The 24,720-nt window shown below is 71.5% G+C and carries 21 protein-coding genes; 14 read left to right on the top strand and 7 right to left on the bottom strand.

Annotated elements, in window-relative coordinates; translation table 11 throughout:
* Positions 1 to 32 precede the first annotated feature (32 nt).
* Positions 33 to 1,445, top strand: coding sequence for a sigma-70 family RNA polymerase sigma factor (locus C8N24_RS27660; RefSeq protein ID WP_281272693.1), 1,413 nt, complete (start codon positions 33 to 35; stop codon positions 1,443 to 1,445).
* A gap of 106 nt (positions 1,446 to 1,551) precedes the next feature.
* Here the strand turns inward: C8N24_RS27660 and C8N24_RS27655 are convergent, their stop codons facing one another.
* Positions 1,552 to 3,510 carry a hypothetical protein gene (locus C8N24_RS27655; protein ID WP_121256251.1) on the bottom strand — a complete coding sequence of 653 codons (1,959 nt, stop codon included), beginning with the start codon at positions 3,508 to 3,510 and terminating at the stop codon, positions 1,552 to 1,554.
* Positions 3,511 to 3,738: 228 nt separating this feature from the next.
* On the opposite strand from C8N24_RS27655, the gene C8N24_RS27650 reads away from it, so the two are divergent.
* On the top strand, positions 3,739 to 4,488 hold the full coding sequence (locus tag C8N24_RS27650) for a YebC/PmpR family DNA-binding transcriptional regulator (RefSeq protein WP_121256249.1): 750 nt from the start codon (positions 3,739 to 3,741) through the stop codon (positions 4,486 to 4,488).
* Here the strand turns inward: C8N24_RS27650 and C8N24_RS27645 are convergent.
* Positions 4,485 to 5,324, bottom strand: a complete 840-nt coding sequence (locus C8N24_RS27645) for a hypothetical protein (protein WP_211340164.1) — start codon at positions 5,322 to 5,324, stop codon at positions 4,485 to 4,487. The genes C8N24_RS27650 and C8N24_RS27645 overlap by 4 nt on opposite strands.
* Positions 5,321 to 6,133: a helix-turn-helix domain-containing protein gene (locus C8N24_RS27640; protein WP_121256247.1), complete on the bottom strand. Its 813-nt coding sequence runs from the start codon at positions 6,131 to 6,133 to the stop codon at positions 5,321 to 5,323. The genes C8N24_RS27645 and C8N24_RS27640 overlap by 4 nt, the downstream gene beginning before the upstream one ends.
* Before the next feature lie 44 nt (positions 6,134 to 6,177).
* Here C8N24_RS27640 and C8N24_RS27635 point away from each other — a divergent pair, with 44 nt between their 5' ends.
* From C8N24_RS27635 to C8N24_RS27605, 7 genes are all read left to right on the top strand, one after another.
* Positions 6,178 to 6,588, top strand: coding sequence for a hypothetical protein (locus C8N24_RS27635; RefSeq protein WP_121256245.1), 411 nt, complete (start codon positions 6,178 to 6,180; stop codon positions 6,586 to 6,588).
* 38 nt (positions 6,589 to 6,626) lie between these two features.
* A complete protein-coding gene (ruvC, locus tag C8N24_RS27630) occupies positions 6,627 to 7,133 on the top strand; it encodes a crossover junction endodeoxyribonuclease RuvC (protein ID WP_245971986.1) in 507 nt (168 codons plus the stop codon).
* Positions 7,130 to 7,708, top strand: coding sequence for a Holliday junction branch migration protein RuvA (gene ruvA / locus C8N24_RS27625; protein WP_121256243.1), 579 nt, complete (start codon positions 7,130 to 7,132; stop codon positions 7,706 to 7,708). Before ruvC ends, ruvA begins: the two co-directional genes overlap by 4 nt.
* The gene (gene ruvB / locus C8N24_RS27620; protein ID WP_121256241.1) at positions 7,705 to 8,739 is read left to right on the top strand and encodes a Holliday junction branch migration DNA helicase RuvB; all 1,035 of its coding nucleotides are present in this window, start codon (positions 7,705 to 7,707) and stop codon (positions 8,737 to 8,739) included. Before ruvA ends, ruvB begins: the two co-directional genes overlap by 4 nt.
* Before the next feature lie 51 nt (positions 8,740 to 8,790).
* A complete protein-coding gene (locus C8N24_RS27615; protein ID WP_121256239.1) occupies positions 8,791 to 9,240 on the top strand; it encodes a PAS domain-containing protein in 450 nt (149 codons plus the stop codon).
* A 109-nt stretch (positions 9,241 to 9,349) separates the two neighbouring features.
* Positions 9,350 to 12,271, top strand: a complete 2,922-nt coding sequence (gene secD / locus C8N24_RS27610; protein WP_170179471.1) for a protein translocase subunit SecD — start codon at positions 9,350 to 9,352, stop codon at positions 12,269 to 12,271.
* Positions 12,271 to 12,552 (top strand): hypothetical protein, encoded by a 282-nt coding sequence (locus C8N24_RS27605; protein WP_121256235.1) that lies wholly within the window; start codon positions 12,271 to 12,273, stop codon positions 12,550 to 12,552. The genes secD and C8N24_RS27605 overlap by 1 nt, the downstream gene beginning before the upstream one ends.
* Before the next feature lie 64 nt (positions 12,553 to 12,616).
* On the opposite strand, the gene C8N24_RS27600 is transcribed toward C8N24_RS27605, so the two are convergent.
* On the bottom strand, positions 12,617 to 13,048 hold the full coding sequence (locus C8N24_RS27600) for a methyltransferase domain-containing protein (protein ID WP_121256233.1): 432 nt from the start codon (positions 13,046 to 13,048) through the stop codon (positions 12,617 to 12,619).
* 150 nt (positions 13,049 to 13,198) lie between these two features.
* On the opposite strand from C8N24_RS27600, the gene recJ reads away from it, so the two are divergent.
* From recJ to C8N24_RS27580, 4 genes are all read left to right on the top strand, one after another.
* The gene (gene recJ / locus C8N24_RS27595) at positions 13,199 to 15,607 is read left to right on the top strand and encodes a single-stranded-DNA-specific exonuclease RecJ (protein WP_121256231.1); all 2,409 of its coding nucleotides are present in this window, start codon (positions 13,199 to 13,201) and stop codon (positions 15,605 to 15,607) included.
* Between the two features lie 32 nt (positions 15,608 to 15,639).
* Positions 15,640 to 17,976 carry a RelA/SpoT family protein gene (locus tag C8N24_RS27590; RefSeq protein ID WP_245971985.1) on the top strand — a complete coding sequence of 779 codons (2,337 nt, stop codon included), beginning with the start codon at positions 15,640 to 15,642 and terminating at the stop codon, positions 17,974 to 17,976.
* 62 nt (positions 17,977 to 18,038) lie between these two features.
* A complete protein-coding gene (locus tag C8N24_RS27585) occupies positions 18,039 to 18,617 on the top strand; it encodes a hypothetical protein (protein WP_121256229.1) in 579 nt (192 codons plus the stop codon).
* Positions 18,618 to 18,901: 284 nt separating this feature from the next.
* Complete coding sequence (locus C8N24_RS27580; protein ID WP_170179470.1) at positions 18,902 to 19,471, top strand: universal stress protein; 570 nt, start codon at positions 18,902 to 18,904, stop codon at positions 19,469 to 19,471.
* Here C8N24_RS27580 and C8N24_RS27575 read toward each other — a convergent pair.
* From C8N24_RS27575 to C8N24_RS27565, 3 genes are read right to left on the bottom strand one after another with little or no spacing between them, the layout of a single operon-like run.
* Positions 19,458 to 20,174 (bottom strand): plastocyanin/azurin family copper-binding protein, encoded by a 717-nt coding sequence (locus C8N24_RS27575; protein WP_121256225.1) that lies wholly within the window; start codon positions 20,172 to 20,174, stop codon positions 19,458 to 19,460. The two genes, C8N24_RS27580 and C8N24_RS27575, sit on opposite strands and share 14 nt — an antisense overlap.
* Positions 20,171 to 21,679, bottom strand: coding sequence for a multicopper oxidase family protein (locus C8N24_RS27570; RefSeq protein WP_121256223.1), 1,509 nt, complete (start codon positions 21,677 to 21,679; stop codon positions 20,171 to 20,173). Before C8N24_RS27570 ends, C8N24_RS27575 begins: the two co-directional genes overlap by 4 nt.
* On the bottom strand, positions 21,679 to 22,374 hold the full coding sequence (locus tag C8N24_RS27565; protein ID WP_170179469.1) for a cupredoxin domain-containing protein: 696 nt from the start codon (positions 22,372 to 22,374) through the stop codon (positions 21,679 to 21,681). The genes C8N24_RS27570 and C8N24_RS27565 overlap by 1 nt, the downstream gene beginning before the upstream one ends.
* A gap of 482 nt (positions 22,375 to 22,856) precedes the next feature.
* Between C8N24_RS27565 and C8N24_RS27560 the strand changes: the two genes are divergently transcribed.
* On the top strand, positions 22,857 to 24,695 hold the full coding sequence (locus C8N24_RS27560) for an OmpL47-type beta-barrel domain-containing protein (protein WP_121256219.1): 1,839 nt from the start codon (positions 22,857 to 22,859) through the stop codon (positions 24,693 to 24,695).
* Positions 24,696 to 24,720 lie beyond the last annotated feature (25 nt).

Here is a 24,720-nt window from a genome sequence, read left to right as displayed (position 1 = left end):
ACCCGCCCGCCCGCGCTCCCCAGGAGGATCCCCTGCTCACCCACGAGGACACGTCGTTCGCTACCGAGTTCGAGCGTCATCGCCCCGTGCTGCGGCGGCAGGCGGCGCGGTTGTTGCGCGGCTCCGGCCATGACCCGGACGACGTGATCCAGGACGTCTACCTGCGCGCCGACGCGGCCCTGCGCGGCGGCGTCGTGCCGATCGACGCGCGCGCGTGGCTGCTGCGGCTGGTCCGCAACGCGGCGCTGGACGAGCTGCGCCGCGCGAAGGTCCGCGCGGTCGGCGGCGTCGAGCTCGAGACGCTCCCGTCCGCCGCCGGCCAGCTCCCCGAGGTGCTCCTCGACCGCACCGAGGCGCGCGAGCTGCTCGGCGACATCCACCGCCTTCCCGACCGCCAGAAGTCCGTGCTCGTGATGAGCGCGCTCGACGGCCTCTCGCACGAGGAGGTCGCCGTCCGGCTGGACACGACCGTCGACACGACCCGCTCGCTGCTGGCGCGCGCCCGCGCGAACCTGCGCCAGACGGCCGAGGCCCGTGAGACCTCGTGCGTGTCGGTGCGTGACGCGCTCGACGTCGCCGCCGAGAGCGGCGTCCGGGCGAGCGAGCTCGCCCGCCGGCACCTGTGGAGCTGCGCCGGCTGCCGGGCGCACCAGGCGCTGCTGCGCGAGCGCCCCTCGCGCCTGCGCCGGCTCGCCGGCTGGAGCCCGTGGGGCGTGCTCGCCCAGCTCGTCGGTGGTGGTGGCGTGGCGACCGTCCAGAAAGTCGCGGTCGGCGCGTGCTGCGCGCTCGTCGTGGGCGGCAGCGCCGTGACCGTCCCGGTCGTCAAGCACCACGCGAGCGAGGCACCTCAGGTCGCGATGGTCACGCCCGCCGATCTCGACGCCGCCGCGCCGAAGCGGCCGCGCCGCCCGCACGCCCCGGCACCTGCCGCGCCCGTGGTCGCGGTCGACACGCCGCCGTCCACCGCCTCCACCGAGTCGGCCCGGATCGCGGTGCCCACCAAGCCCAAGACGGCCAAGAGCCGGCCCAAGGCGCGCCGCGTGCCGACGGCCCGCCCGCGCCGCTTCGACGACCGCGCGCTGTACAACCGCGCTGTCCAGGCGTTCATGCGCACGAACCCGACCGCCGAGGAGCGGCAGGCGTTCTTCGCGGGCGCGCGCAAGTTCCACGCGTCCCCGCCCGGATCGCGAGCGCGCCGCAGCGCGCTGCTGCGGCTCGCCCAGCAGGCCTACACGAAGCCCGTGCGGCCGGCGCCGCCGAAGGGCCTCAAGCCCGTGCCGACGCCGGTGGCCACGCCCGTGGCGACGCCGGTCGAGACGCCGACGCCCGTGCCCACGCCGGTCGAGACCGCGACGCCCGTCCCGACGGTCGTCGAGACGCCGACGCCGGTCGCCACCCCGACCGCGACGCCGACCGAGACGGCGTCGCCGGTCGCCACGCCGTAGCCAACGGCCATCGAGGCCGCCGCGCACGACCGCGCTCCGAATAGAGGGTGCGGAACCACAGCTGCCGTATGGGACGCTGGCGTTCCGCACCCCCTGCCACCGGCTGTTACACGAGCCGTTGGGCCATCGCGCGCGCCTCGTCCGCCGACCGCACCGGCGCCACCCGCGCGACCACGGACCCGCCCTTCGCCCGGACCGTGAGCGTCGGCCCGGGGTTGGGCGCCGACGCCTGCGCCGCCACCGCCCGCGCCGCGGCGGTCGCCCTGTCACCGCCGCTGCGGATCACGACGACGTAGCCCGACTGCTCGCTCTCGACGTGGAACCACTCCACGCCGTCCAGCGACACCGACCCGCGCACGGACGAGCGCTCGCCCGCGGCGTTGACGGCCCAGACCTTCGCGCTCTTGCCCCAGGACGGGAACAGCACCTCGACGGTCTTGCCGTCGGCGCCCCGGACGGTCCACGCGGTCTCGATGTAGGTCGCGCGGAACGTGTGGGTGGTCGTGATCGCGATCTGGCCGCGGGTGATCTTCCCGCGTACGCGCAGCGACGAGAACGCGCCCGCGTAGGGCGGCTTGGTGTCCTGCGGCGACAGCAGCTCGAGCGGGCGCTCGCGGTCGACGGCACGCTGGGACGCGGCGACGATCTTCCCGCCGCCGTCGCGCACGACCACGCCGAACGAGGCCGGCGGCCGCCCGCCGACGCCGCCCGCGACGTCCTGCTGGCCGTCGAACAGGCGCGACAGCTCCAGGCCGCCGTACGGGAAGGCACCGCGGTTGACGGCGACGATCGCGGTGTTGTAGGCGGGGGTGGTCACGGCCAGGCGGCCGACGTCGGGGTCGTAGGCGTACAGCGGCGGCGGCTCCTCGGCGCGCTTGGCGCCCAGGCCGAGCAGCGCGGCCTGGGCGGCGTTGGCCTGCACGCGGGCGGCGGCGAGCAGGGCACTCGACTCGTTGTCGTCGATCGACGGGACGCCGAACGCGTTCGCGGGCGGCAGGCCCTTGGCGCGGTCGGTCCAGCGCCCGAACAGCTCGAACGAGCGGTCGAGCATGTGCTTGGCCCAGGCGCCGTGGTCGGAGAGCTCGTCGCAGACGGCGATGCCGAGCAGGGCGCCCTGCGAGAGGCCGAGCTTCTTGCCCTGGTGCCAGCGCTTGAAGCCCAGGCCGGTGTCCCAGTTCAGGTAGCCGCTGTGCGTCCAGTAGCCGCAGAGGACGCGCTCGCACCAGTTGCGGATGACGGTGGTGCGCGTGGCGTCCAGCGCCGGCATGCCCGCGGCACGCGCCTGCTGGTAGGCGACGAGCATGCCGCAGACGATGTTCGCGTACTCGGCGCTGTCGAGGTTGTACTTGTGGTTGTCGGAGCTGCCGGGGAGGTAGTGGAAGCGGTAGGACGGGCCGAGGTTGGAGATCGTCGCGCCGCTCATCGGCCGCTTCGCGCCGTCGACGAAGCGCCGCAGCTGCTTGAGGATCTGGTCGTGGAAGCCGGCCGTGTCGCCGCCGACCTCCGCGGCCGCCGCGTACATGCGCACGTACCAGTTGGCCTGGTTCAGGCGCAGCGCGGGCCAGCGCCAGAACTGGCCGGAGGCGGTGCGGACGATGCGGTCGGCGATCAGGTCGCCGTCGAGGCCGAGGACGTCCCGCGCACGCCACGCGTGCAGGAGCCCCCAGGTGATCTCGGTGTCGACCACGAGGTGCTGGATGCCGCCGCCGGTCAGGCCGTCCTTCCAGCCGGGGAGGTGGCCCTGCGAGCCGGTGCCGGGGCTCTTCGCCCAGGCCGGTCCGTTGCACAGCCGGTCGACGAGCTCGCGCACGCGGTCGTCGCGGCGCGCCGGCCCGGTGTGGCCGGCGACCGCCGCGGCGGAGTGCGTCAGCAGCATCGTCGCGTTGACCATCGACCGCTCCGGCCGGTACATGCCGCCGCGCCAGTAGCCGTCGAGCGTGTCCTGCATGCGGTCGGCGAAGGCCCAGTAGGCCGCGTCGTCGAGCGCGGTGGTGGCCGCGAGCGCCCGCGGGACCCGGGCGGACGGGAGGAGCAGCGAGGCGAGCAGGGCGCCGCCGCCGAGCATGAAGCCACGGCGGGTACTGGCGCAGGGGCGATCGGCCCCGCCGCGAGCGTGCAGCGGGACGCGACCGGCTGGAGCGGCCGGCATGGGGAGCACTTCCTTGGTCGTCGAGGTGCGCCGGTGCTGTCTTGGCGGGGCGGGTCCAACCCCTGGGTCACCGGCGTGTCGTCCTCGATGACGCAGCCCGAATGCAGGCGTGTCGGACTTTGTCCTCTTCTAGAATCCCCCTCCATGGCCGGTCATTCCAAGTGGGCTGGGATCAAGCACAAGAAGGCGATCGTCGACTCGCGTCGCGGCAAGCTCTTCACGAAGCTCGCGCGGGCGATCACCGTCGCGGCGAAGGAAGGCGGCGGTGACGTCGACGGCAATCCGGCCCTCGGCCTGGCCGTCCAGAAGGCGAAGGCCGCCTCGATGCCGAAGGACAACATCGAGCGCGCGATCGCCAAGGGCACGGGTTCCGGTGCGGACACCGAGTCCTACGACCACGTGATGTACGAGGGCTACGGCCCGGGCGGCGTCGCGATCCTCGTCGAGGCGCTCACGGACAACCGCAACCGCACCGGCTCGGAGGTCCGCCACGCGTTCAGCAAGCACGGCGGCAGCCTCGGCGAGCCCGGCTCGGTCGCGTACCTGTTCGACAAGAAGGGCGTCGTGCTCGTCGACGGCGAGCGCTACTCCGAGGACGACCTGATGCCGGCGGTCGACGCGGGCGCCGAGGACATCGTCCTCGACGAGGACGTGTTCGAGGTGCTCACCGAGCCGTCGGACCTGACGGCGGTGCGCAGCGCGCTGGCCGAGGCCGGCATCGAGGTCACGGAGTTCTCCGTCGCCTACCGCCCGAAGACGCAGGTGCCGCTCGACGAAGAGGGAGCGACCAAGCTGATGAAGCTGATCGACACCCTCGAGGACCTCGACGACACCGACGAGATCCACGCGAACTTCGACGTCCCGGCGGACGTCCTGGAACGAGTGGCCGGCTAGACCCGCCCGTACGATCGCAGCGTCTTGAGCGCTGCGATCGTCACCAGCCCGCTCCACTCGATCTTGATCGCGGGGGTCCAGACGGCCCACGTGATGTCCCAGCCGCCCTCGTCGTTCTGACGGGAGGCGAGGTGGTCGAGCGACGCGTCGATCTCCGCGTCGGAGAACCAGGCACGGGCGAGGCTGTCCGCCGACTTGGCGAAGTCGTGGGGGTGGTGGATCTCGCCGACCGTGTAGCCCTCGGGCTGCGTGCCGACGAGCTCCTGCTCGCGCACGAGCTGCCCCAGCCGGTCCGCGGCGGCCTGCGCGCGCTCGCGGTCGCGCGCCGCGTCCAGGAACGTGATCGCGGCCTCGACCTCGTACGGGTGCGTCTTCTCGATCCCGTCGACCTGCCGCCACAGGAACGCCTCGGCGCCGTCGAGCCACGGGTGCTCCAGGTGCTTGGACAGCGGCGCGTACAGCAGGGCGGTGGCGAGCAGGGAGCCCTCGGTGCCGATCGCCCACCACGGCGCGACCGGCCAGTCGCGCATGTTCGGCGTCGCGACGGGCACGCCGCCGTCGGAGGCGGTGATCGTCTGCAGGTGGTCCGGCACGCGCTCGTCGGTCGCGCCGACGTCCTCCAGCGTCTCGAGCGCCGTCCAGATGTGCGGCGGTTGGCTCGTCGGGCCGCGCCCGTCGGGCTCCAGCGCGTAGCCGTAGCCGCCGTCAGCGGTCTTGTAGGGCTCCAGCGCGGCCTTCACCGCTTCCGGGTCCCCGCCCTTGAACAGCACCTCGAAGCGCCGCTGCTCCAGCACGCGCGCCGTCTTCCAGATGTACGCCTCAGCTCGGTCGATCATCCCGCCGGACGGTACGCGCCCGGTGCGCCGACGGCTTGAACGGAACGGACACGTTCGCCCGCCGGGCCCGCGCCGCTCGCCAGCAGCTCCGCCGGCGTGCGGCCCGACAGCCGCCGCGCTTCGCGGGTGAGGTGCGCCTGGTCGGCGTAGCCCGCGTCCAGGGCGAGCCGCGCGAGGTCGACCGCGCTCCGCGTGCCGGGGGAGATGTCCCGGCGCGTCCCGCGGCGCCCCGCCGGGGCCGCGCCCTCGCCGCGCTCCTCCGCGGCGAGCGCGAGGAACCGCTGGAAGCGCAACACGCGCCCGAGCGTCTTCGGCCCGTAGCCGACCGCGTCGAGGAACCGGCGCCGGAGCTGGCGCTCGCTCAGGCCGACCGCCCGCGCGAGCTCGGCCACCCGTGTCTCCGGCCGCGCCATCGCCAGCGCCGCGGCCCGGGCGATCGGGTCGACCGGGGCGAGCCGCTCGCGCACCAGGCCGAGCAGCGCCGGCAGCCCGCCTTCGGCCACCCGCTCTGAGGCGTCGCGACCCAGGACTTCTCCGGCGTCGACGCTGAGATCGGCGAGCTCGGCCGCGGGCGTCCCGAGGCCGGTGCCGGCCGCGCCGATCCGGAAGCGCACGCCGAACACGGGCACGCCGGCCGGCACGCCCGCCCGCGCGGGCTTCGTCGCCGGGCCGGCGACCACCAGGCCGTCACCGCGCCAGACGAGATCCACGCAGCCGTCCGGCAGGATCACGCCGCCGCGGGAGACGCTCGACCACACGCAGGCGACCGCCTCGGCCAGGTCGGGCGGGGGAGCAACCTCGCGGTACACGTGACGATTGTGGCAACGGATTCCGGGAACATGAAGGGCCGACGATGCTCCGCTCGCCCTACTCGCCGCCCGCGATGGCGCTCGTGCTGCTGATGGCGGTCGGGTCCGTGTTCATGTGGATCGGCGTCCCGCTGGGGCTGATCTACGCGGCCTCGCAGCTCGCGGACTCCTCCCGGCCGAGCGCCGGGCCGTACCTGCTGATCATCCTCGGGCTGCCGATCGGGATGGCGGTCGTCGGCAAGTTCCTCGGCTGGCTGGACCGGCTGCACGGCAGGCTCACCGGCCGCCACGAGGAGCGCCACCGGGCGACCTGGCTGCGTTCGATGCGGGCCGAGCGGACCTCCACCCGCCGCGGCGGCGTGCTCGACACGGTGATGATCGTCTCCGTCGCGCTGGCGCTCGTCGCGTTCGCGGTCTGGTTCTTCGGGTTCGCGGACTCCTCGCTACCCACCTAGCCGGGAAGGCGTCCGACCCTCCACGCAGAATTCGGAGGGTGACCGTGATCGTCCTCGGGATCGACCCTGGCGTCGCCAACACCGGCTACGGCGTAGTCGCGCACCAGCGCGGCCGCGTGGTCGCGTTGGACGGCGGGGTGATCGAGACGCGCGCGGGCACGGACGCCGGGCTGCGGCTCGCCCACATCCACCACCGGGTGTGCGAGCTCATAGACACCTACAAGCCCGAGGCCGTGGCGGTCGAGGACCTGTTCTTCGGCCAGAACGCCCGCTCGGCGTTCGCCGTCGGCCAGGCGCGCGGCGTGGTCATCCTCGCCGCCGGCCAGCGGGCGATCCGGTGCGCGTCCTACACACCCCAGCAGGTCAAGACCGCGGTCACGGGCTCCGGCCGGGCCGGGAAGGAGCAAGTGCAGCGGATGGTCCAGACACTCCTCTCGCTGCCGGAGCTGCCCACGCCCGACCACGCGGCGGACGCGCTCGCGGTGGCCATCTGCCACGCCAACGGGGCGCCGCTGCAGGCCGCGATGGAACGGGTGGGCGCATGATCGCGCTCGTGTCCGGCGAGGTCGCGGTGCGCCGCGGCGACCATGTCGTCGTCTCGTGCGGCGGCGTCGGCTACCGGCTCGGCGTGTCGGCCGAGACGCTCAGCCACGTGCCGCGGATCGGCGAGCCGGTGACGCTCTTCACGTACCTGATCGTGCGTGAGGACGCGCTGACGCTCATGGGCTTCGCGACCGAGGAGGAGCGAGACCTCTTCCTGCTGCTGATCGGCGTCCAGGGCGTCGGCCCGAAGATGGCGCTCGCCGTGCTCTCCGGCGGCCCGCCGCGGGAGCTGCTGGCCGCTGTGGCGGCGAGCGACACCGCGCGGCTCGTGGCCGTGCCCGGGATCGGCAAGCGCACGGCGGAGCGGATCATCGTGGAGCTCAAGACGAAGATCCCGGACGTGCAGGACGCGGTGACCGCCACCTCGCTCACGCCGGACGACCCGCGGGCCCTGGCCCGCGACGGCCTGGTCGGCCTGGGCTTCGCCCCGACCGAGATCGACAAGCTGCTCGAAGGCGCCGCGGGCGACACGCCCGAGGCGCTGATCACCCACGCCCTGAAGGTGTCGCGCCGATGATCCGCACGCCCGGCGCCGACCTGGAGCGGATCCAGACGCCGCACGTCCGCGAGGACGACGACGCCGAGCAGTCGCTGCGGCCACGCCGGCTGGACGAGTTCGTCGGCCAGCCCGCGCTCAAGGCCCAGCTCGACGTCTCGATCAAGGCCGCGGCCGCCCGCGGCGAAGCGCTGGACCACGTGCTGCTGGCGGGCCCGCCGGGCCTCGGCAAGACGAGCCTCGCGCGGATCGTCGCCGAGGAGCTGGAGGTCCCGTTCGTGCAGACCGCCGGCCCGGCGCTCGAGCGCAAGGGCGACATCGCGGCCTTCCTGACCGACCTGGAGCCGCGCAGCGTCTTCTTCGTCGACGAGATCCACCGGTTGCCGCGGGCGGTGGAGGAGACGTTCTATCCGGCGATGGAGGACGGCGAGCTGCCGATCACGTTCGGCGTCGGCGCGGGCGCGAAGGTCGTCACGCTGCCGATCCCGCCGTTCACGCTGATCGGGGCGACGACGCGCGCCGGCCTGCTGAGCACGCCGCTGCGCGACCGCTTCGGCATCCAGCACCGGCTGGACCTCTACGACGCCGACGAGCTCGCGGCGATCGTCGCCCGCAGCGCGCACGTGCTCGGCGTGCAGGTCCACATGGACGGCGCCCGGGCGGTCGCCGAGCGCTCACGCGGCACGCCGCGCGTGGCCAACCGGCTGCTCAAGCGCGTGCGCGACTTCGCGCAGGTGCACGGCGACGGCACCGTGGACGCGACGGCCGCGTACACCGCCCTGGATGCGATGGGCGTCGACCACGAGGGGCTGGACCGACTGGACCGCGAGATCCTCACCGTCATCTGCGATCGGTTCGGAGGCGGACCAGTTGGTCTGTCCACCCTCGCGGTCGCCGTGCACGAGGAGCAGGACACGGTCGAGGACGTCTACGAGCCGTACCTGCTGCAGCGCGGGTTCATCCTGCGTACGCCGCGGGGTCGCTGCGCCACGCCGCACGCCTTCCGCCACCTCGGCCTCGAGCCGCCATCAGACCCCGCCGGGCTCTTCTAGCCGAACGGCCCATAGCGTCCGTTTAAGCCGGGGACTACCCTCACGATTCTGATGGCTCATCTGTTCATCTGCCCGAACTGCGGCAACCGGACGACCGCGAACGAGCGTACGTCCGGGTTCCGCAACGTGCCCAAAGGGTGCTCGAAGTGCGGTTTCGGCTTCCTGTTCGAGCTGCTGGACGACTACTACCCGGCGCCCAACGCCGCCTTCTTCGTCTGTGACAAGGAGGGCCGGATCATCGGCTGCGGCCGTGGCTCTCGCGAGCTCACCGGCCTGTCCGACGAGAAGGTCATCGGGCGCCCGGTGAAGGATGTCCTCGGCCTCGACTTCGATGGAGGCGAGGATCATGTCGGGACGGCCCTGGAGTGGGGAGTACGCCGTCTCGGAAAGCCTGTCATCGTCAACGCCGAAGGAGATCTGCCCGCGAAGGCGGTAGCCGATCTGTTTCCGGCCTACGATGATGACGGCGGTCTCCTGCTCGTCCTGACGCCGTCCAGGTAGCGCCAGAAAACCTATCCGTCCGCCAACTGGCCTCGTGCCGTGTGTGAGTACCCTCATCGCGTGATTTTGCATGTCTGAACGCCGTCGATCTCTATTCGTCCTCCTTCTCGTGGTCGCCCTCATAGGCGGCTCGATCGCCGTGGTGGCCACGAAGGAAACTGTGCTCGGCCTGGATCTCCAGGGCGGGTCACAGCTTGTCTACAAGGCGGAGGCGACGGCTCAGCAGCCGATCACACCCGACGCCATGCAGCGCTCGCTGGATCTCATGCAGCAGCGCGTCAACGAGTTCGGTGTCTCCGAGGCCGAGCTGTTCCAGTCCGGCAATGACCAGATCGAGGTCAACCTGCCGGGCGTCGAAGACGCCGAGGCGGCGGCCGATCAGGTCGGCTCCACCGCCCAGCTGTACTTCTACGACTGGGAAGCGAACCTCCTCGACGAGAACTGCAAGACCAACCCGGACCAGAACGCCAACCAGCGCCAGCCGATCAGCGGCCTGCGCGCGGCTGTCGAGCAGGCGTCCAAGTGCCGCGACGTGGGTGTCGGCGCGGGCCTCGACCCGCTCGCCGACGACTCACCCGGTGGTCCGTCCCAGGCGGGCGCCGAGCCGCGCTGGTACATCTTCGACAAGGCGACCAAGAAGCCGTTCGGCACCAACACGAGCGCCGTCCAGACCTTCGCCTCACGCCAGGACGCCGAGGAGTCGCTGACCGCCGAGGAGCGCGCCAAGGCCGAGTTCATCGAGGTGCCGGCCGGCGTCCTCGTGCTGCGTGAGCAGAAGGCCGAGGCCGACGACCCGGACCCGGACCGCTGGTGGGTCATCCAGGACCGTCCCGGCCTCTCCGGCACGGACATCAAGGACCCGGAGCAGTCCTTCGACACGACGCTCGGCAACGAGCCGATCGTGACCTTCAACTTCACGGACAAGGGCCGCAAGGCGTTCCAGGCGATCACCCGCCACGTCGCCGAGCGCGGCGCGGACAACGCCCTGGGCGGCGACCCGATCCAGACCTCGCAGCACTTCGCGATCGCCCTCGACAACGAGCTGGTCTCCGCGCCGTACATCAACTGGCGCGAGAACTCGGACGGCATCGACGGCTCGACCGGCGCGCAGATCTCCGGCTCGTTCACGATCAAGTCCGCGCAGGACCTGGCGACCGTCCTGAAGATCGGCGCCCTGCCGCTCAAGCTCACGGAGGTCTCGCGTTCGCAGGTCTCCGCGACCCTCGGCAAGCAGGCGCTCGACCAGGGCCTGAAGGCCGGCATCGCGGGCTTCATCATCGTCGCCCTCTTCCTGATCGTCTTCTACCGCGTGCTGGGCGTCATCGCGACGATCGCGATGCTCATCTACGCGCTGTACTTCTACGCGGTCGTCAAGCTGATCCCGATCACGCTGACGCTGCCGGGCATCGCGGGTCTCGTGCTGACCCTCGGCGTCGCGGCCGACGCGAACATCGTCATCTTCGAACGCGTCAAAGAGGAGGTGCGGGCCGGTAGATCGGTCGGCACGGCGATCGTCACGGGCTACCGCAAGGGCCTGACGGCGATCGTGGACGCGAACATCGTCACGTTCCTCGTCGCGTTCATCCTCTTCATCCTCGCCACCTCCGGCGTCCAGGGCTTCGCCTTCACCCTCGGCCTCGGCGTCATCCTGTCGCTGCTGACCGCGGTGCTCGCGACCCAGGCGATCCTGTACTCGCTCCGGAACACGCGTCTGCTGGCCTCCAAGGCCGCGCTCGGCGCCGGTGAGCAGAAGCACAAGTTCCAGATCGACTACATGGGCAAGGCGAAGTGGTTCTTCTCCGCGTCCGGCCTCATCCTGCTGATCTGCGCGCTCGCCATGTCGGGCCGCGGCATCAACTTCGGCATCGACTTCGACGGCGGTACGCGGATCACGGCGTCGCTGGAGAAGGCGGCGACCGTCGAGCAGGTGCGTGACACGCTCGGCCCGCTCGGTCTCTCCGACGCGAAGATCCAGACGCTGACCGGCAGCGGCCTCGGCGACCACGTGGTGCAGATCTCCACGGAGGAGCTCGGCCCGAGCCGCGTCGACGAAGCCAACCAGCGCCTCGAGCAGGCGTACGGCTTCCCCGCGGACACGCGCCCGAGCGTCGAGTCGATCGGCCCGAGCTTCGGTGAGTCGGTCGCGAACTCGGCCTTGATCGCGATCATCGCGTCGTTGATCGTCATCACGATCTACCTGGCACTGCGCTTCGAGCCGAAGTTCACCGTGCCGGTCCTGATCGCGGTGCTCCACGACATCCTGATCGTGGCGGGCGTGTACGCCCTCGTCGGCCGGGAGGTGACGACGTCGACGGTCGCGGCGCTCTTGACCGTCTTGGGCTACTCCTTGTACGACACGATCATCGTGATGGACCGAATCAGAGAGAACGTGCCTCGCATGCCGAGCGCGGCGTTCTCCCAGATCGTCAACCGGTCGCTGTCGGAGGTCATCGTCCGCTCGCTGGCGACGTCCTTCTGCACGCTGCTGCCGGTCCTCGCGCTGATGCTGTTCGGCGGCGAGACCCTGCGGGACTTCGCGTTCGCCCTCTTCGTGGGCATCGCGTCCGGCACGTACTCGTCGATCTTCATCGCCACGCCGGTGCTCCAGCACTGGAAGGAGCGTGAGCCGGGCTTCCGTGCCCGCAACGCGCGGATCCTCGAGCGCCTCGGCCGTGTGCCCGCGTACGCGGTCGCCGACCAGGGCGGGCCGATCGACGTCCAGCCCAAGGAGCGCAAGCGCCGCAGCGTCTCCGCGCCCGCCGGCCAGGAGGTCTCGGCGAGCGAGTTCCAGGAGATGGTCAAGGACCTCGGGATCGACGAGGCGACGTCTCGTCAGCCCGCGGCCGCGGCCGCCGCTACGAGTGGCCGCCCGACCGGCGGACGCCGTGCCCGCGCCCGCACCACCGGCAACGGCACGACGAACCCGCCCGCGGGCCCGTCGTCGGCCGCGCCGGACACGGACACGCCGCCGGCCGACGGCGACGCGAAGGACCGAAAGCCCCGCAACAAGCGTCACGGGAGGCCGCGCTGATGGCTCTGCTCATCTGGACCATGGTGGGCCTGGCCCTCTGGCACTTCACCGTCTTCCTGCCGGACAACTTCTGGGGCGGGATCGTGGGCGCGTTCTGCGGTGCCCTCGTGGGGTCGATCGTCTTCGGGCTGCTCATCAACCTGGGCATCCCGTCCGAGGACGACACCAACCTGCTGACCGGCTTCGAAGCGATCCCCGGCGCCCTCGCGGGCATGGGTTTCGTGTGGTGGCTCGGCGTGCGCCAGATGCGCGCCGCCGGGGCCACCGCGCCCGTTCACTGAGGAGGAACGGTGCGATCCCGCCACGGCCGCCTGCCGACGCAGGCGGCCTGAGGGCGGGTTTGGCTCAGGGCCGTCTGGTCGCCCAGACGGCCCATAGCCGGTCGCCGCTGCCCGTCAGCGACGTCCGCAGGTCACTCTCGGCTCCCGAGAACCACGGGGAGCCGTCGAAGTACTGGCGCAGCTTGCGCACCCGCCCGGCATCGTCGGCACCGCCGACGAACGAGCACACCAGGTGCCCGCCCGGCTTGAGCACGCGCGCCACGTCCTCGAGGCGCTGCTTCGGCTTCTTCTGCGGCGGCCCGAGCAGGAGCACGACGTCGTCGAACTCGGCGTCCGCGTAGGGCAAGCGCGCCGACTCGTCGCCGTCGAGGACGACGAGCGCGTCCGGCGGCACCTCGAAGTGCTCATAGCCGTGCCCGCCCAGGTCCAGGACCCGCCCGTCGATCTCGAGATCGCTGTACAGGTCCCGCAACGCTTGGATCGCCCCGTCGTCCATGACTCCCAAGATAAAGGGGGACAGTCCCTCTTTATCTTTCCCCACGTCGCAGAGCCGTTTCGCGGACATTCCGGCGTCTTGGTTGCTAAAGCGGGACAGTCCCGCTTTAGAAACGGCGTTCCGTCCTGACGCGGACCTAGGTTTCTGGGTGTGGACGCGCGGTTGTCGGTCTCTCCCTATGCGTTCGCGGCGGCCGCGCGGCTGTCCGCGGAGCTCAGCTGCTCGCACGTGCTGGCGCAGGTGCTGGTCCGGCGCGGGCTCGGCGAGCCCGAGGCCGCGCGGGCGTTCCTGGCCGCCGGCGTGCGGCACGAGCTGGGGGAGTGGCCCGGGCTCGCGCAGGCGGCCGAGCGGATCATCGCCCACGTGGGGCGCGGGTCGCAGATCACCGTGCACGGCGACTACGACGTGGACGGCGTCTGCTCGACGGCGATCCTCGTGCGGGCGCTGCGCACCGTCGGCGCGCGCGTGGACTGGTACCTGCCGTCGCGGATCGACGACGGCTATGGGCTGGCGGCCAACACGGTCGAGAAGCTCGCGGCCCGCGGCACGAACCTGCTGATCACGGTCGACTGCGCGGTCACGGCGGTCGAGGAGGTCGCGGCGGCCAAGGCGCTCGGGATGGACGTCATCGTCACCGACCACCACTCGCCGCGCGCCGACGGAGCCCTGCCGGACGCGCCGATCGTCCACCCGAAGCTCAACGGCTACCCCTGCCCGGAGCTGTGCGCCGCGGGCGTCGCCTACAAGCTGGCCCAGGCGCTGCTGGCCGCGATCGGGGAGGACCCCGCGCTGTGCGACGAGGACCTGGACCTGGTCGCGTTGGCCACGGTCGCGGACGTCGTCCCGCTGCAGGGCGAGAACCGGCGGCTCGTGCGCGAAGGGCTGAAGGCCATCGCCGGCACGCGCAAGGTCGGGCTGCGGGCGCTGATGGACGTGGCGCGCGTGGACCCGAGCGGCCTCGACGAGAGCGCGATCGGGTTCCGGCTCGGTCCGCGGCTGAACGCCGCCGGCCGGCTCTACCGCGCCGACGCCGGCCTCGAGCTGCTGCTCACGGACGACCGCGAGCGGGCCCGCGCGGTCGCCGCGGAGCTGGACGCGGTCAACAGCGAGCGCCGGGACGTCGAGACGCGCATCCGCTTCGAGGCCGAGGCACTCGTCGCCGAGCATCCGGCGGGCAACGCGCTGGTGCTGGCCGCCGACGGCTGGCATCCCGGCGTGATCGGCATCGTCGCCTCGCGGATCGTCGAGCGCTTCAACCGGCCCGCGGTCCTGATCGCGCTCGACGGGGACGAGGGCTCGGGCTCGGGACGCTCGGTCCCGCGCTTCGACCTCCTCGGGGGCCTGAACGCCTCCGCCCGGCACCTGCTCCGCCACGGTGGTCACAAGGCGGCGGCGGGGCTCACGATCCACCGCGACGAGGTGGACGCCTTCCGCGCGTCCTTCCTGGCGTACGCGAACGAGGTGCTGACGGAGGAGGACCTGCGCCCCGAGGTGCGGATCGACGCCGTCGCCCAGGGCGACGCGCTCTCGCTGGACCTCGCCGAGGAGCTGCAGGAGCTCGCGCCGTTCGGCATGGGCAACCCGGGCGTGTCGCTGCTCGTCCCGTCCGCGCACCTGATCGACCCGGAGCCGATGAGCGAGGGCCGCCACGTGCGCTTCACGCTCAGCGCGGGCGGCGCGAAGTCGCGCTGCGTCGCGTTCGGCAACGGCGGCACGCTCCCGGTCAAGCCCGACGAGCCGGCCGACGCGGCGGTGCGGCTGGAGATCGACCGCTGGAACGGGGCGGTCTCGCCCAAGCTCGTGCTGCGGCGCGCGCAACGCTGCGCCCCGCGCTCGATCGACGTGCTCGGCGAGGGCGCGTTCAGCGAGGGCTGGCTGCGCGAGCTCGACCGCGACCTCGAGACCCCGTATGTATGCGGCGACTCGGCGCGGCTCACCCGTGACCTGCGCGGCACCGGGATCGCCGGCCTGCTGGGCGATCTCGTGGCCTCCGGCGAGCCCGTGCTGGCCGTCGCGGCGCACGCGTCCGCGCGCGTTCGCGGGCTCTCGGAGCGGGTCGGCGGCTTCGCGCTCACGACGTGGGCGGCGCTCGAAGACGAGCCCGAGCTGGCCGAGCCGTTCGTGCACGTCGTCGCGATCGACCCGCCGACTCGACAGACGGTCCATGCGGGAGAGGGATGGACCCACCTGGCGTGGGGTACGCCTGAACTAGACTTTGCTCTACGAATACACGAATGGGACTTCGCCCTCCGCGACCCGCTGACCGCCATGTACCGCGCCGTGCGCGCGAGCAGGGTGAGTGGCGGTGAGGCGGTCGAGCAGCTGCTTCGGGGCGAGGGACCGCAACCACGGACCGCGGCACTCGCGGGCCGCCTGGTGCGGGTCCTCACCGAGCTCGGGCTCGTCAGCCTCGATCGCGATGGGCCGGGCCTCCAGGCAGCCGAGAACCCGCAGCGCACCGCGCTGGAGAACTCGGCGGCGTTTGTGGCCTACCAGCGACGGCTTGAGGACGGCAGACAATTTCTGACCAGCGCGAACATGAGGCGGCAAGCGGCCTGACCGAGGCGCCGTCGATCGACGGTGCCAGCCCGGTGACCGCCGACGGCGACGGGTCGGTCGTCGCGATCGCGCCGCACAAGCCGGTCGATCTCGCGATCTGCGCCGACGACGGGGCCGTCGACATCCCCGACGACCTGACGCCGCTCGAGCACGAGCTGCTGAAGGACCTGTTCGCGATCGTCTCCGAGCACGCGGACGAGGTCGCGGCGCCGGTGGACCGCCAGAAGGTGCTGGCCGCGTTCCTGTTCGCCTGCGAGCACCACGCCGACCAGCGCCGCCAGTCGGGCGAGGACTTCATCACGCATCCGGTCGGCGTCGCGCGCATCTGCGCGGGCATGCGGCTGGACACCGAGACGCTGTGCGCGGCGCTCCTGCACGACACCGTCGAGGACACCACCGCCTCCCTGGACGAGGTGCGCGAGCAGTTCGGCGAGGAGGTCGCGGCGCTCGTCGACGGCGTCACCAAGCTCACCGGCATCACGTTCCAGTCGCGCGACGAGGCGCAGGCCGAGAACTACCGCAAGATGATGGTCGCGATGGCCACGGACATCCGGGTCATCCTGATCAAGCTCGCCGACCGCCTGCACAACATGCGCACGCTCGGCGCGATGCCCAAGCAGAAGCAGATCGAGAAGGCCAAGGAGACCCTCGAGATCTACGCGCCGCTCGCGCACCGGCTCGGCATCCACGCGATCAAGTGGGAGCTGGAGGACCTCGCGTTCGCGACGCTGCACCCGCGCAAGTACCAGGAGATCAAGGGCCTGGTCAACCAGCAGCGCGAGGAGCGCGAGCGCTACGTGGCGCGCGCCGGCGGCTACCTGGCGAAAGAGCTGGAGGCGCTCGGCATCCAGTCCGAGATCTCAGGCCGCGCGAAGCACTTCTACTCGATCTACAACAAGATGACCCGCAAGGGTCGCGAGTTCAACGAGATCTACGACCTGACGGCGATGCGCGTGATCGTCGACTCCGTCAAGGACTGCTACGGCGCCGTCGGCGTCATCCATTCCCTGTGGAAGCCCCTTCCGGGCCGCTTCAAGGACATGGTGGCGATGCCGAAGTTCAACATGTACCAGGCGCTCCACACGACGGTGATCGGGCCTGAAGGCCGTCCGCTGGAGATCCAGATCCGCACGAGCGACATGCACGAGACGGCCGAGTACGGCGTCGCCGCGCACTGGCGCTACAAGGAGAACGCGGGCGCCGGCGGCAGCCGCCTGGACGCGACCGACCAGAAGCTCAAGTGGCTCAAGTCGCTGCTGGACTGGCAGGGCGACCCGGAGGACCCGACGGAGTTCACCGACCAGCTCCGCGGCGAGCTGATCGAGGACGAGGTCTTCGTCTTCACGCCCAAGGGCGAGGTCAAGTCGCTGGCGATCGGCGCCACGCCGCTGGACTTCGCCTACGAGATCCACACGGACGTCGGCCACCGCTGCGTCGGCGCGCGTGTGAACGGCAAGATCGTCCCGCTGCACTACGAGCTGCAGAGCGGCGACATCGTCGAGATCCTCACGTCCAAGCGCGAGCGAGGCCCGTCCCGCGACTGGCTGGCGCTGGTGAAGACCACGCGCGCCCGCAACAAGATCAAGGCCTGGTTCAAGGCCGAGTCGCGCGACGACTCCGAGCACACCGGCCGCGAGCTGCTGCAGGAGCACCTCAACAAGGCCGGCCTTCCCGCCCAGAAGCTCACCGGCTCGCCGCTGCTCGCCGACGTCATCCGCGAGCTCGGCTTCCGCAAGGCCGACGACTTCTACATCGCCCTCGGCGGCGCGAAGATCTCGCCGAAGGTCGTCGTCAACAAGGTCCTGCAGCGCCTCAAGCAGGGCGAGGCCGGCGTCGAGGAGCCCACGGCCGGCGAGGACCTGCTGCTGGACCGCCGCAAGGCCCCCGCGCTCCGCCGCCCGGACGGCAACGCGGCCAAGTTCGGCATCCGCGTCGAGGGCGTGAGCGACGTCCCGCTGCGCCTGGCCAAGTGCTGCCGCCCCGTCAGCGGCGACCCGATCGTCGGCTACGTCTCCCTCGGCCGCGGCATCACCATCCACCGCGACGACTGCCCGAACGTCGCCGCCCTGCGCAAGGACCCGGACCGCTTCGTCCCCGTCTCCTGGGACGGCGACAACGAGACCGGCTTCAAGGTCGAGATCCAGGTCGACGCGTGGGACCGCCACCGCCTCCTCGAGGACCTCTCCCGCACCTTCGCCGAGGCGGGCATCAACATCGTCGAGGCCCGTTGCCTCGTCCAGCACCCGATGACCCGCAACCGGTTCGTCATCGAGGTGGGTGACACCCAGGCCCTGAAGGCCGCGATCAACCGCCTGCGCGCCATCGACAGCGTCTTCGACGCCTACCGCGTGATCCCCGCGGGCGGCTGACCCCGGCGCGGCGCCGCTCCCTCGCTGAATAGCCCGCCGCCGCGACGGGAAGGCCTCGGGCGATGAACCTGAGCAGCCTGTTCCCGCCCACGATCGTTGCCCGCCTTCTCGACGACCTCGGTGCGGTCGCGGACGCCGCGCGGCGGCTGCCCGAGCTCGAGCACGAGGTGCTCAAGCGCGTCGACAGCATGCAGACCGAGCTGCAGATGGTGCGGACGGAGATCAGCGCGGTGCGGGTCGGCGTGGAGCAGCTGGGACCGAAGCTGGACGGGCTGCGCGAGGAGGTTCAGCCGATCCAGGAGATCAGCGCGGTCCGCGCCGGTGTCGACACGCTCGGGACCAAGCTGGACGCGTTGCGCGGCGACGTGCAGCCGATCAAGGAGATCACGAAGGTCCGCGAGGGCGTGGGGCTCCTCGGCACGAAGCTGGACGGGCTGCGCGAGGAGGTCAAGCCGATCAAGGAGATCAGCGAGGTGCGCAAGGGCATCGAGCCGCTCGACGAGGACATGCACGCGGTGCGGCACTCGGTCGACGACCTGGAACCGCTGATCCGGAACGTGATCGAGCGGCTGGACTCGCTCCGGGCCGAGCTCGGTCCGCTCGGGGAGCTGGCCGACAAGATCCCCGGGATCGGGCGCTAAGCGCTCGTCCGCCGCCATCGGCGGGGAGCCTCGCTCAGCGGCAGAGCAGGGAGGCGCGGACGAGCTCGCGCTGGCGGTCGTGCGCCGACGGCTTCGTGAGCGCCGTCGCGACGACCTGCGGGAGCTTCGGCTGAGGCTTCGGGGAGGACATGCCGGAATGGTCCCGCGGACGCGCCGCAGGCGGAATAGGCCTAGCTGGTCAAAGGTCCTGGGGCTGGCCGTACGTCCGATGATGGGGTGAGCGCCACATGGCCGCGGCGGTTCGGATGCGGCACCTTGGAGGCATGCCGTTGCGTCGCATCTGCGTTGCCTGGGACGCCTCACTGCCGTCGCTGTGGGCGCTCGCGTTCGCGCGGCGCCTCGCGAGCGCCGACGGCGCGGAGCTGATCGTCGCGCACGTCGTCCCGCCCGCGACGGACGAGATCGACATCCCGCTGCCGGCCGGCACGCACGTGCTCAGCGGCCGCACCGCCGAGCAGCTCGTGTGGCTCGCGCGCCGCGAGCGGATCGACCTGCTCGTGGCCGGGACGCGACCCCTGCGCGGTCCGCTGCGGCTCCTGGCGCCGCGGCTGCGGCACGAGCTGCTGGCGACCGCGCCGTGCCCGGTCGTGCTCGTGCGCCACCCACCGGTGCTCGACCGGGACACGTGCCTGATGGCCGGGGGAGACGCGGACGCGGCGACCACGCTGGCGGACGCCCTGGGCGCCACGATCGCGCCCGCGGCCGATCAGCCGCTGCTCGCCGTCACCGGCGGCGAGCGCTTCCACGGCTTGCGCCGGCGGTTGGGGACGAGCGCGGTCGACGATCTCGTGGAGACCGTCGACTGCCCCGTCGTCGTCGCTAGCGGACGGTGATGCTCGTCTTCTTCAGCGAGGAGCGGTTGCCGGCGATGTCGGTGGCCCGCACCTGGACGCTGTAGCGGCCGGCCTTCGCGCCCTTGAGCGTGACCGAGCGCGTACCGGTGCCCTCGTACTCGGCCTTCTTGACCGTCTTGCCGCCCCGCTTGAGCGAGACCAGCACGGTCGACTCCTCGTTCACCCGGAAGCGCACGCGCACCGAGCCGCGCGCCACGCGCTTGGCCGACACCTTCGAGAGCTTCGGCTTGGCCTTGTCCAGCTCCACCTTCTCGAGCGCGACCGGCGTCGCGGCGTCGTTGGCGAAGCTCTGCTCGCTCAACGGCACCACGACCGGCGCCGGATTGCCCACGACGACCGTGCCCCGCATCGTCGTGCGGTGGACCTCGCACACGAACGTGTAGGTGCCGGGCGTGTTGAACTGGAACGGGGGCGAGGGCGGTGAGGCGACGAGCGGCGTGGTCTTGAACGCGGTCGGGGTCCAGGCCGGGTCAGGGCTCGTCCCCTCGGCCTCGACGTTGTGCGGCAGCGCCGTGTTGTCGAACCGCCAGGTCACCGTGTCGCCGGGGTTGATGTTGACCGTGGACTTGTCCCACTTCTCGCCCGCGTCGACCGCGAACACGTCGACGTTGCCGGCGTGGGCGGGCGCGGCCGCGACCAGCGCGACGACGCACCCGAGACCCGCCATCAGCGCGCGCTTCATCGCTCGACCTCCAGCTGCAGCATCATCGCCTTGTCGCCGTGCTCGAGCGCATGGCAGTGGAAGACGTAGCGGCCCGTGTAGGGCGTGAACCACGGCTGCACCGTGGCGGTCTCGCCCGGCAGCACGCCGATCGTGTCCTTCCAGCCGCGATCGGCCGGGTGGACGACGCCCGTCGAGCGCTCCACGATCCGGAACAGCATCCCGTGCAGGTGCATCGGGTGCACGCGGTTGGACGGGTTGTGCCACTGCCACAGCTCGGACGTGCCGAGGCGCGGCCGGACGTCGATGCGGTCGGGGTCGTAGCCCCGGTCCGCGATCCGCCACTGCACGCCGTTCGACGTCGACAGGCCCAGGTCCCAGCGCCGGCTGGCGTTGGGCGCGGGCAGCTTCTCGAGCGTGCGCATCCGGCCCCGCGGCACGCGGAACTCCTCGGCGCCACCGCCGCGCTCGACGTCGAACCGCAGCACGTTCTTGGTGCCGGCCGACTCGCCGTCGACGTTCTGGAGCACGATCTCCGACCCGGGCCGGAAGCCGCGGAAGTCGAGCAGCAGCTCGACGCGCTCGGCCGGGTGGATGAGCACCGTCGAGCGGGACACCGGACGCTCGAGCAGGCCACCGTCGGACGCGACCTGCAGCATCGTCCGGCCGTTGCCGAGCTTGAGGTTGTAGGAGCGCGCGTTGGACGCGTTGAGGAAGCGCAGCCGGTAGAGGCGACGCTTGACGCTCATCCGCGGCGAGACCGCGCCGTTGACGAGGATCGTGTCGCCGCGGAAGCCGAGGTCGACGTTCTCGGCGTACCGGAACGAGCCGTCCTTGTTGAAGGCGTGGTCGGCGAGGACGAGCGGGAGGTCGAACTCGGGATCGGTCGGGAGCCCGAGCTCCTCCTCACGGTCGTCCGACAACAGGTACGTGCCGACGAGGCCGTAGTAGAGCGTGTGCGCCGTCCGGCCGTGCGCGTGGTCGTGGTACCAGAGCGTCGCCGCGTCCTGCTTGTTCGGGTACGTGTAGTCGAAGCTCTTGCCCGGCAGGATCACGTCCATCGGGTGGCCGTCGTGCGCGGAGGGCACGTAGCCGCCGTGGAGGTGGACGTTCGAGTCGAACGCGAGCTTGTTGGTCTGGCGGACGATCGTCGGGCGGCCCTTGGTCGCGCGGATCGTCGGGCCCGGGTAGACGCCCTCGTAGCCGTAGATCGGCGTCTCGAACCCGGGGAGGATCTCGGCGATGCCCTCGGTGATGTCCATCGAGTAGACGTCGACGCCCTGCTTGGTCGACACCGGCACGGCGGTCGGCGGGATCGGCAGGTCACGCGTGAACGGCGTGAACGGCGACGCGGCCTGGAAGCGGCGCCCCGCGGACGTCGCCGGCGCGCTGGACTTCGTCACCTCGGAGCCGCGCAGCGAGCTCTGCGCCGCGAACGTGCAGACGAGCGCGAACGAGCCGAAGCCGTTGCGCATGAAGTCGCGCCGGCTGCCGCCGGCGTCGAGAGGCGGCTGCTTCGGAGCCATCAACGGGTCACCTTCACGGTCTTGCGCTGGACGGCGGCGCGGTTGCCGCGCGCGTCACGAGCCTCGATCTCCACGCGGTAGGTCCCGCGTGCCATCCGACGCAGCGTCACCGAGCCGGCACCGGCGCGGTACGAGCCACGCACGGTCTTCACCGTCCGCTTGGCGTGCTTGAGGCGCAACGTCACGGACGCCGACTCCGACAGCTTGAAGGAGACCTTCGCGCCGCGGGTCCGGGCCTTGGCCTTCAGGCCGGTGATCGCCGGGGCCACGGTGTCCGCCCGGACGGCGCCGCGCGGCGCCGGCGTCACGCGGTCCGACATGCCCGGGGCGGGCGTCGGGGTGGCCGCGCCACCCGGCCGCGTCGTGGGAACCGGCGTCGGGGTACGCGTCGGCGTCGGGGTGCGGATCGGCGTCGGCGTCGCCTCGATCGGGTCACCGGTGACGGTCACCGTGCCGGTCATGGCCTGCGGGTGCACGTCGCAGATGAAGTGGTACTCACCCGGCTTCGTGAACGTGTAGACCAGCTCCCCGCTGGTGTCGATCCCCGTGTCCTGGCCGACCCAGTTGGGGTCGGTGTCCGGGCCTGAGGCACCCCGCGCGTTGTGCGGCAGCGCCGTGTTCTGCCAGCTCCAGGTGACCGTGTCGCCGGTCTCCACGCTGACAATCTTCTTGTCCCACTCGGTGCTTCCCAGCACCGTGATCCGCTGGTCCGCTGCGCGTTCTCCGAAAGCCCCTGCAACGCCGACCGAGCCCACGAGCGCTCCGGCCAGCGCGACCCCCGCCGCGGCGCGAGCAACACGCCGCCTTCCCTGAACCATTTTCTCCTCCGACACCGATCTCCCCCCAAATCCTGCCCGTTCGGTGAGGCACTTCCGCCACCTATGAAACCAAAGCGGTGACTCCGGCTCCAATTGGGTGGTAGCTTACGACAAGTCGTAGCTGAATGACGCAGGGGGAGATCGGAGGGGGAATGCGGTCCATACGGACTACGCGTGCTCTGGGAGTGGTCGTTTTGCTGTGCGCGGCGGTCGGTTCGGCGGGTACCGCGAACGCCTCGCAGCAGGGGGCAGGGACGTCCAATGAGGCGAATTGTCGCCTTGACGACTCGGTAATTCACCAGACAGGATCGAGTGTTTTCTCGCCAGCGTCGTGCGTCGGCGTCCGCCAGGCGGCGGTCGTGGCGACGAACGTGTTCGACACGATCGGCATCACCCGCCCCGATACCCGGGCCGGCAGCGACATCAACGGCGGGTACTCGTTCAAGGGCGACCTCATGCCCGCCTCCAAGAGCGTCACGGAGGGGCCGAACGACACGGTGGACGACGTGCCGCTGCGGATGCCGGACACCACCGGCGCCGTCGACAACTTCGCGGGCTTCAACGGGCAGACGCTCGAGCTCGCGAGCGGCATGCAGCGCCGGTACACCAAGCTGCACTTCTTCGGCACCACCGCCGACGGCGCCGGTGGCGGCGACTTCACGCTGATCTACGCCGACGACTCGACCGAGACCGTCAACGTCAGCTTCGCCGACTGGTGCCAGGGCCCCTCGGCCGGCTCGCACATCGCGATCGGGCCGATCCCGGGCCGCTACACGCGGACCGGCGACGACGGCGCGCCATGCTCGATCTTCCACCGGCCGGTGGACAACCCGCATCCCGACCGCGTGCTCAAGGCGGTCAAGCTGCCGACGGGCACGACCGGGGGCGGCGTCATCCGCGCCTACCTGATGGCGTTGACGCTCGAGGAGGAAGGCTCCACGTTCCGGATGCCGTACCTCGACGGCGTCGACCCGTACCCGACGGACACGGGCGCGCCGACCGCGTCGGCGACGCTCGAGGGCGTGCCGACGGCCAGCGGCTGGTTCGTGGACCCGCCGCGGATCACGATCACCGCCGAGGACGAGGCGGGCGGCTCGGGCGTCGAGCGCATCCAGTACCGCATCAACGGCGGCGCGGCGCGCACGTACACCGACACGGTCGCGATCACGGACGAGGGCGATCTGAACATCGAGTACCGCGCGTACGACCGCGCCGGCAACCCGGGCGCCTTCAAGAGCATCAAAGCCAAGATCGACGCGACCGCGCCGGCGACCACCGTGGCCACGTACCCGGCCGAGCTGCCGGCGAGCGGTTTCAGCGACAGCGAGGTCGCGGTCACGCTGCGCGTGCAGGACGGCTCGGGCTCCGGCGTCGCGTCGACCGAGTACCGCGTCGGCGCCGCGGGCGCCTGGACCCCGTACACCGGCACGTTCGACGTGGGCGGCTCGGGCACGCAGTCGGTGCAGTACCGCTCCACCGACAACGCCGGCAACGCCGAGGCGCCCAAGTCGGTCGACGTGCGCGTCGACGTGACCGCGCCGACGACGACCGTGCGCCTCAACGGCGCCGCTCCGGTCGCGGACTACGTCAACGCCGTGCGCGTCGCGTTCGACCGCACCGACGGCGAGGACAGCTCCGGCGCGGTGGCCACCGAGTACCGCGTCAACGGGGGCGAGTGGACCGACTACGAGGGCGCGTTCGACCTCACGGACCGGCTGATCTACCGCGTGGACTACCGCTCGGTCGATCAGGTCGGCAACGTCGAGAACTACAAGACCGCGCGGTTCTCGGTCCGTGGGCCGACCGTGCTCCAGGCGCCGCAGACGCAGGCGCCGTCCACGGCGGCGCCGCAGCCGTTCGCGGCGCTCGAGGACGTCGCCACCCGGCTGCGCACGCTGTCCGCGCTGCGCGGCGGGCGCCTGAAGGTGAACGTGAGCTGCCAGGGCGTCACGCGCGGCACGCTCACCGCGACGGTCACCCGCTCGGTGGCCCGCAAGCTCAAGCTCAAGTCGGGCACGCTCGCCAAGCGCTCGCTCGACTGCGGCGAGGAGGGACGCGCGACCGTGTCGCTGCGGCCCTCCGCCGCGATTCGCAGGGCCCTCTCGCGGACGAAGTCGTCCGTGCGGGTCAAGTTGACGCTGCGCATGACGGGTGCGCGGGTCGACACGCAGACCGTGACGTTGAAGGGGAAGTCGTGATGTACCACCTGAGGGGAGATCAGGC

The organism is Solirubrobacter pauli, from assembly GCF_003633755.1.
Lineage (GTDB): Bacteria > Actinomycetota > Thermoleophilia > Solirubrobacterales > Solirubrobacteraceae > Solirubrobacter > Solirubrobacter pauli.
The sequence above is the reverse complement of the archived record's forward strand: the minus strand, read 5'-3'. Positions and strand labels throughout refer to the sequence as shown.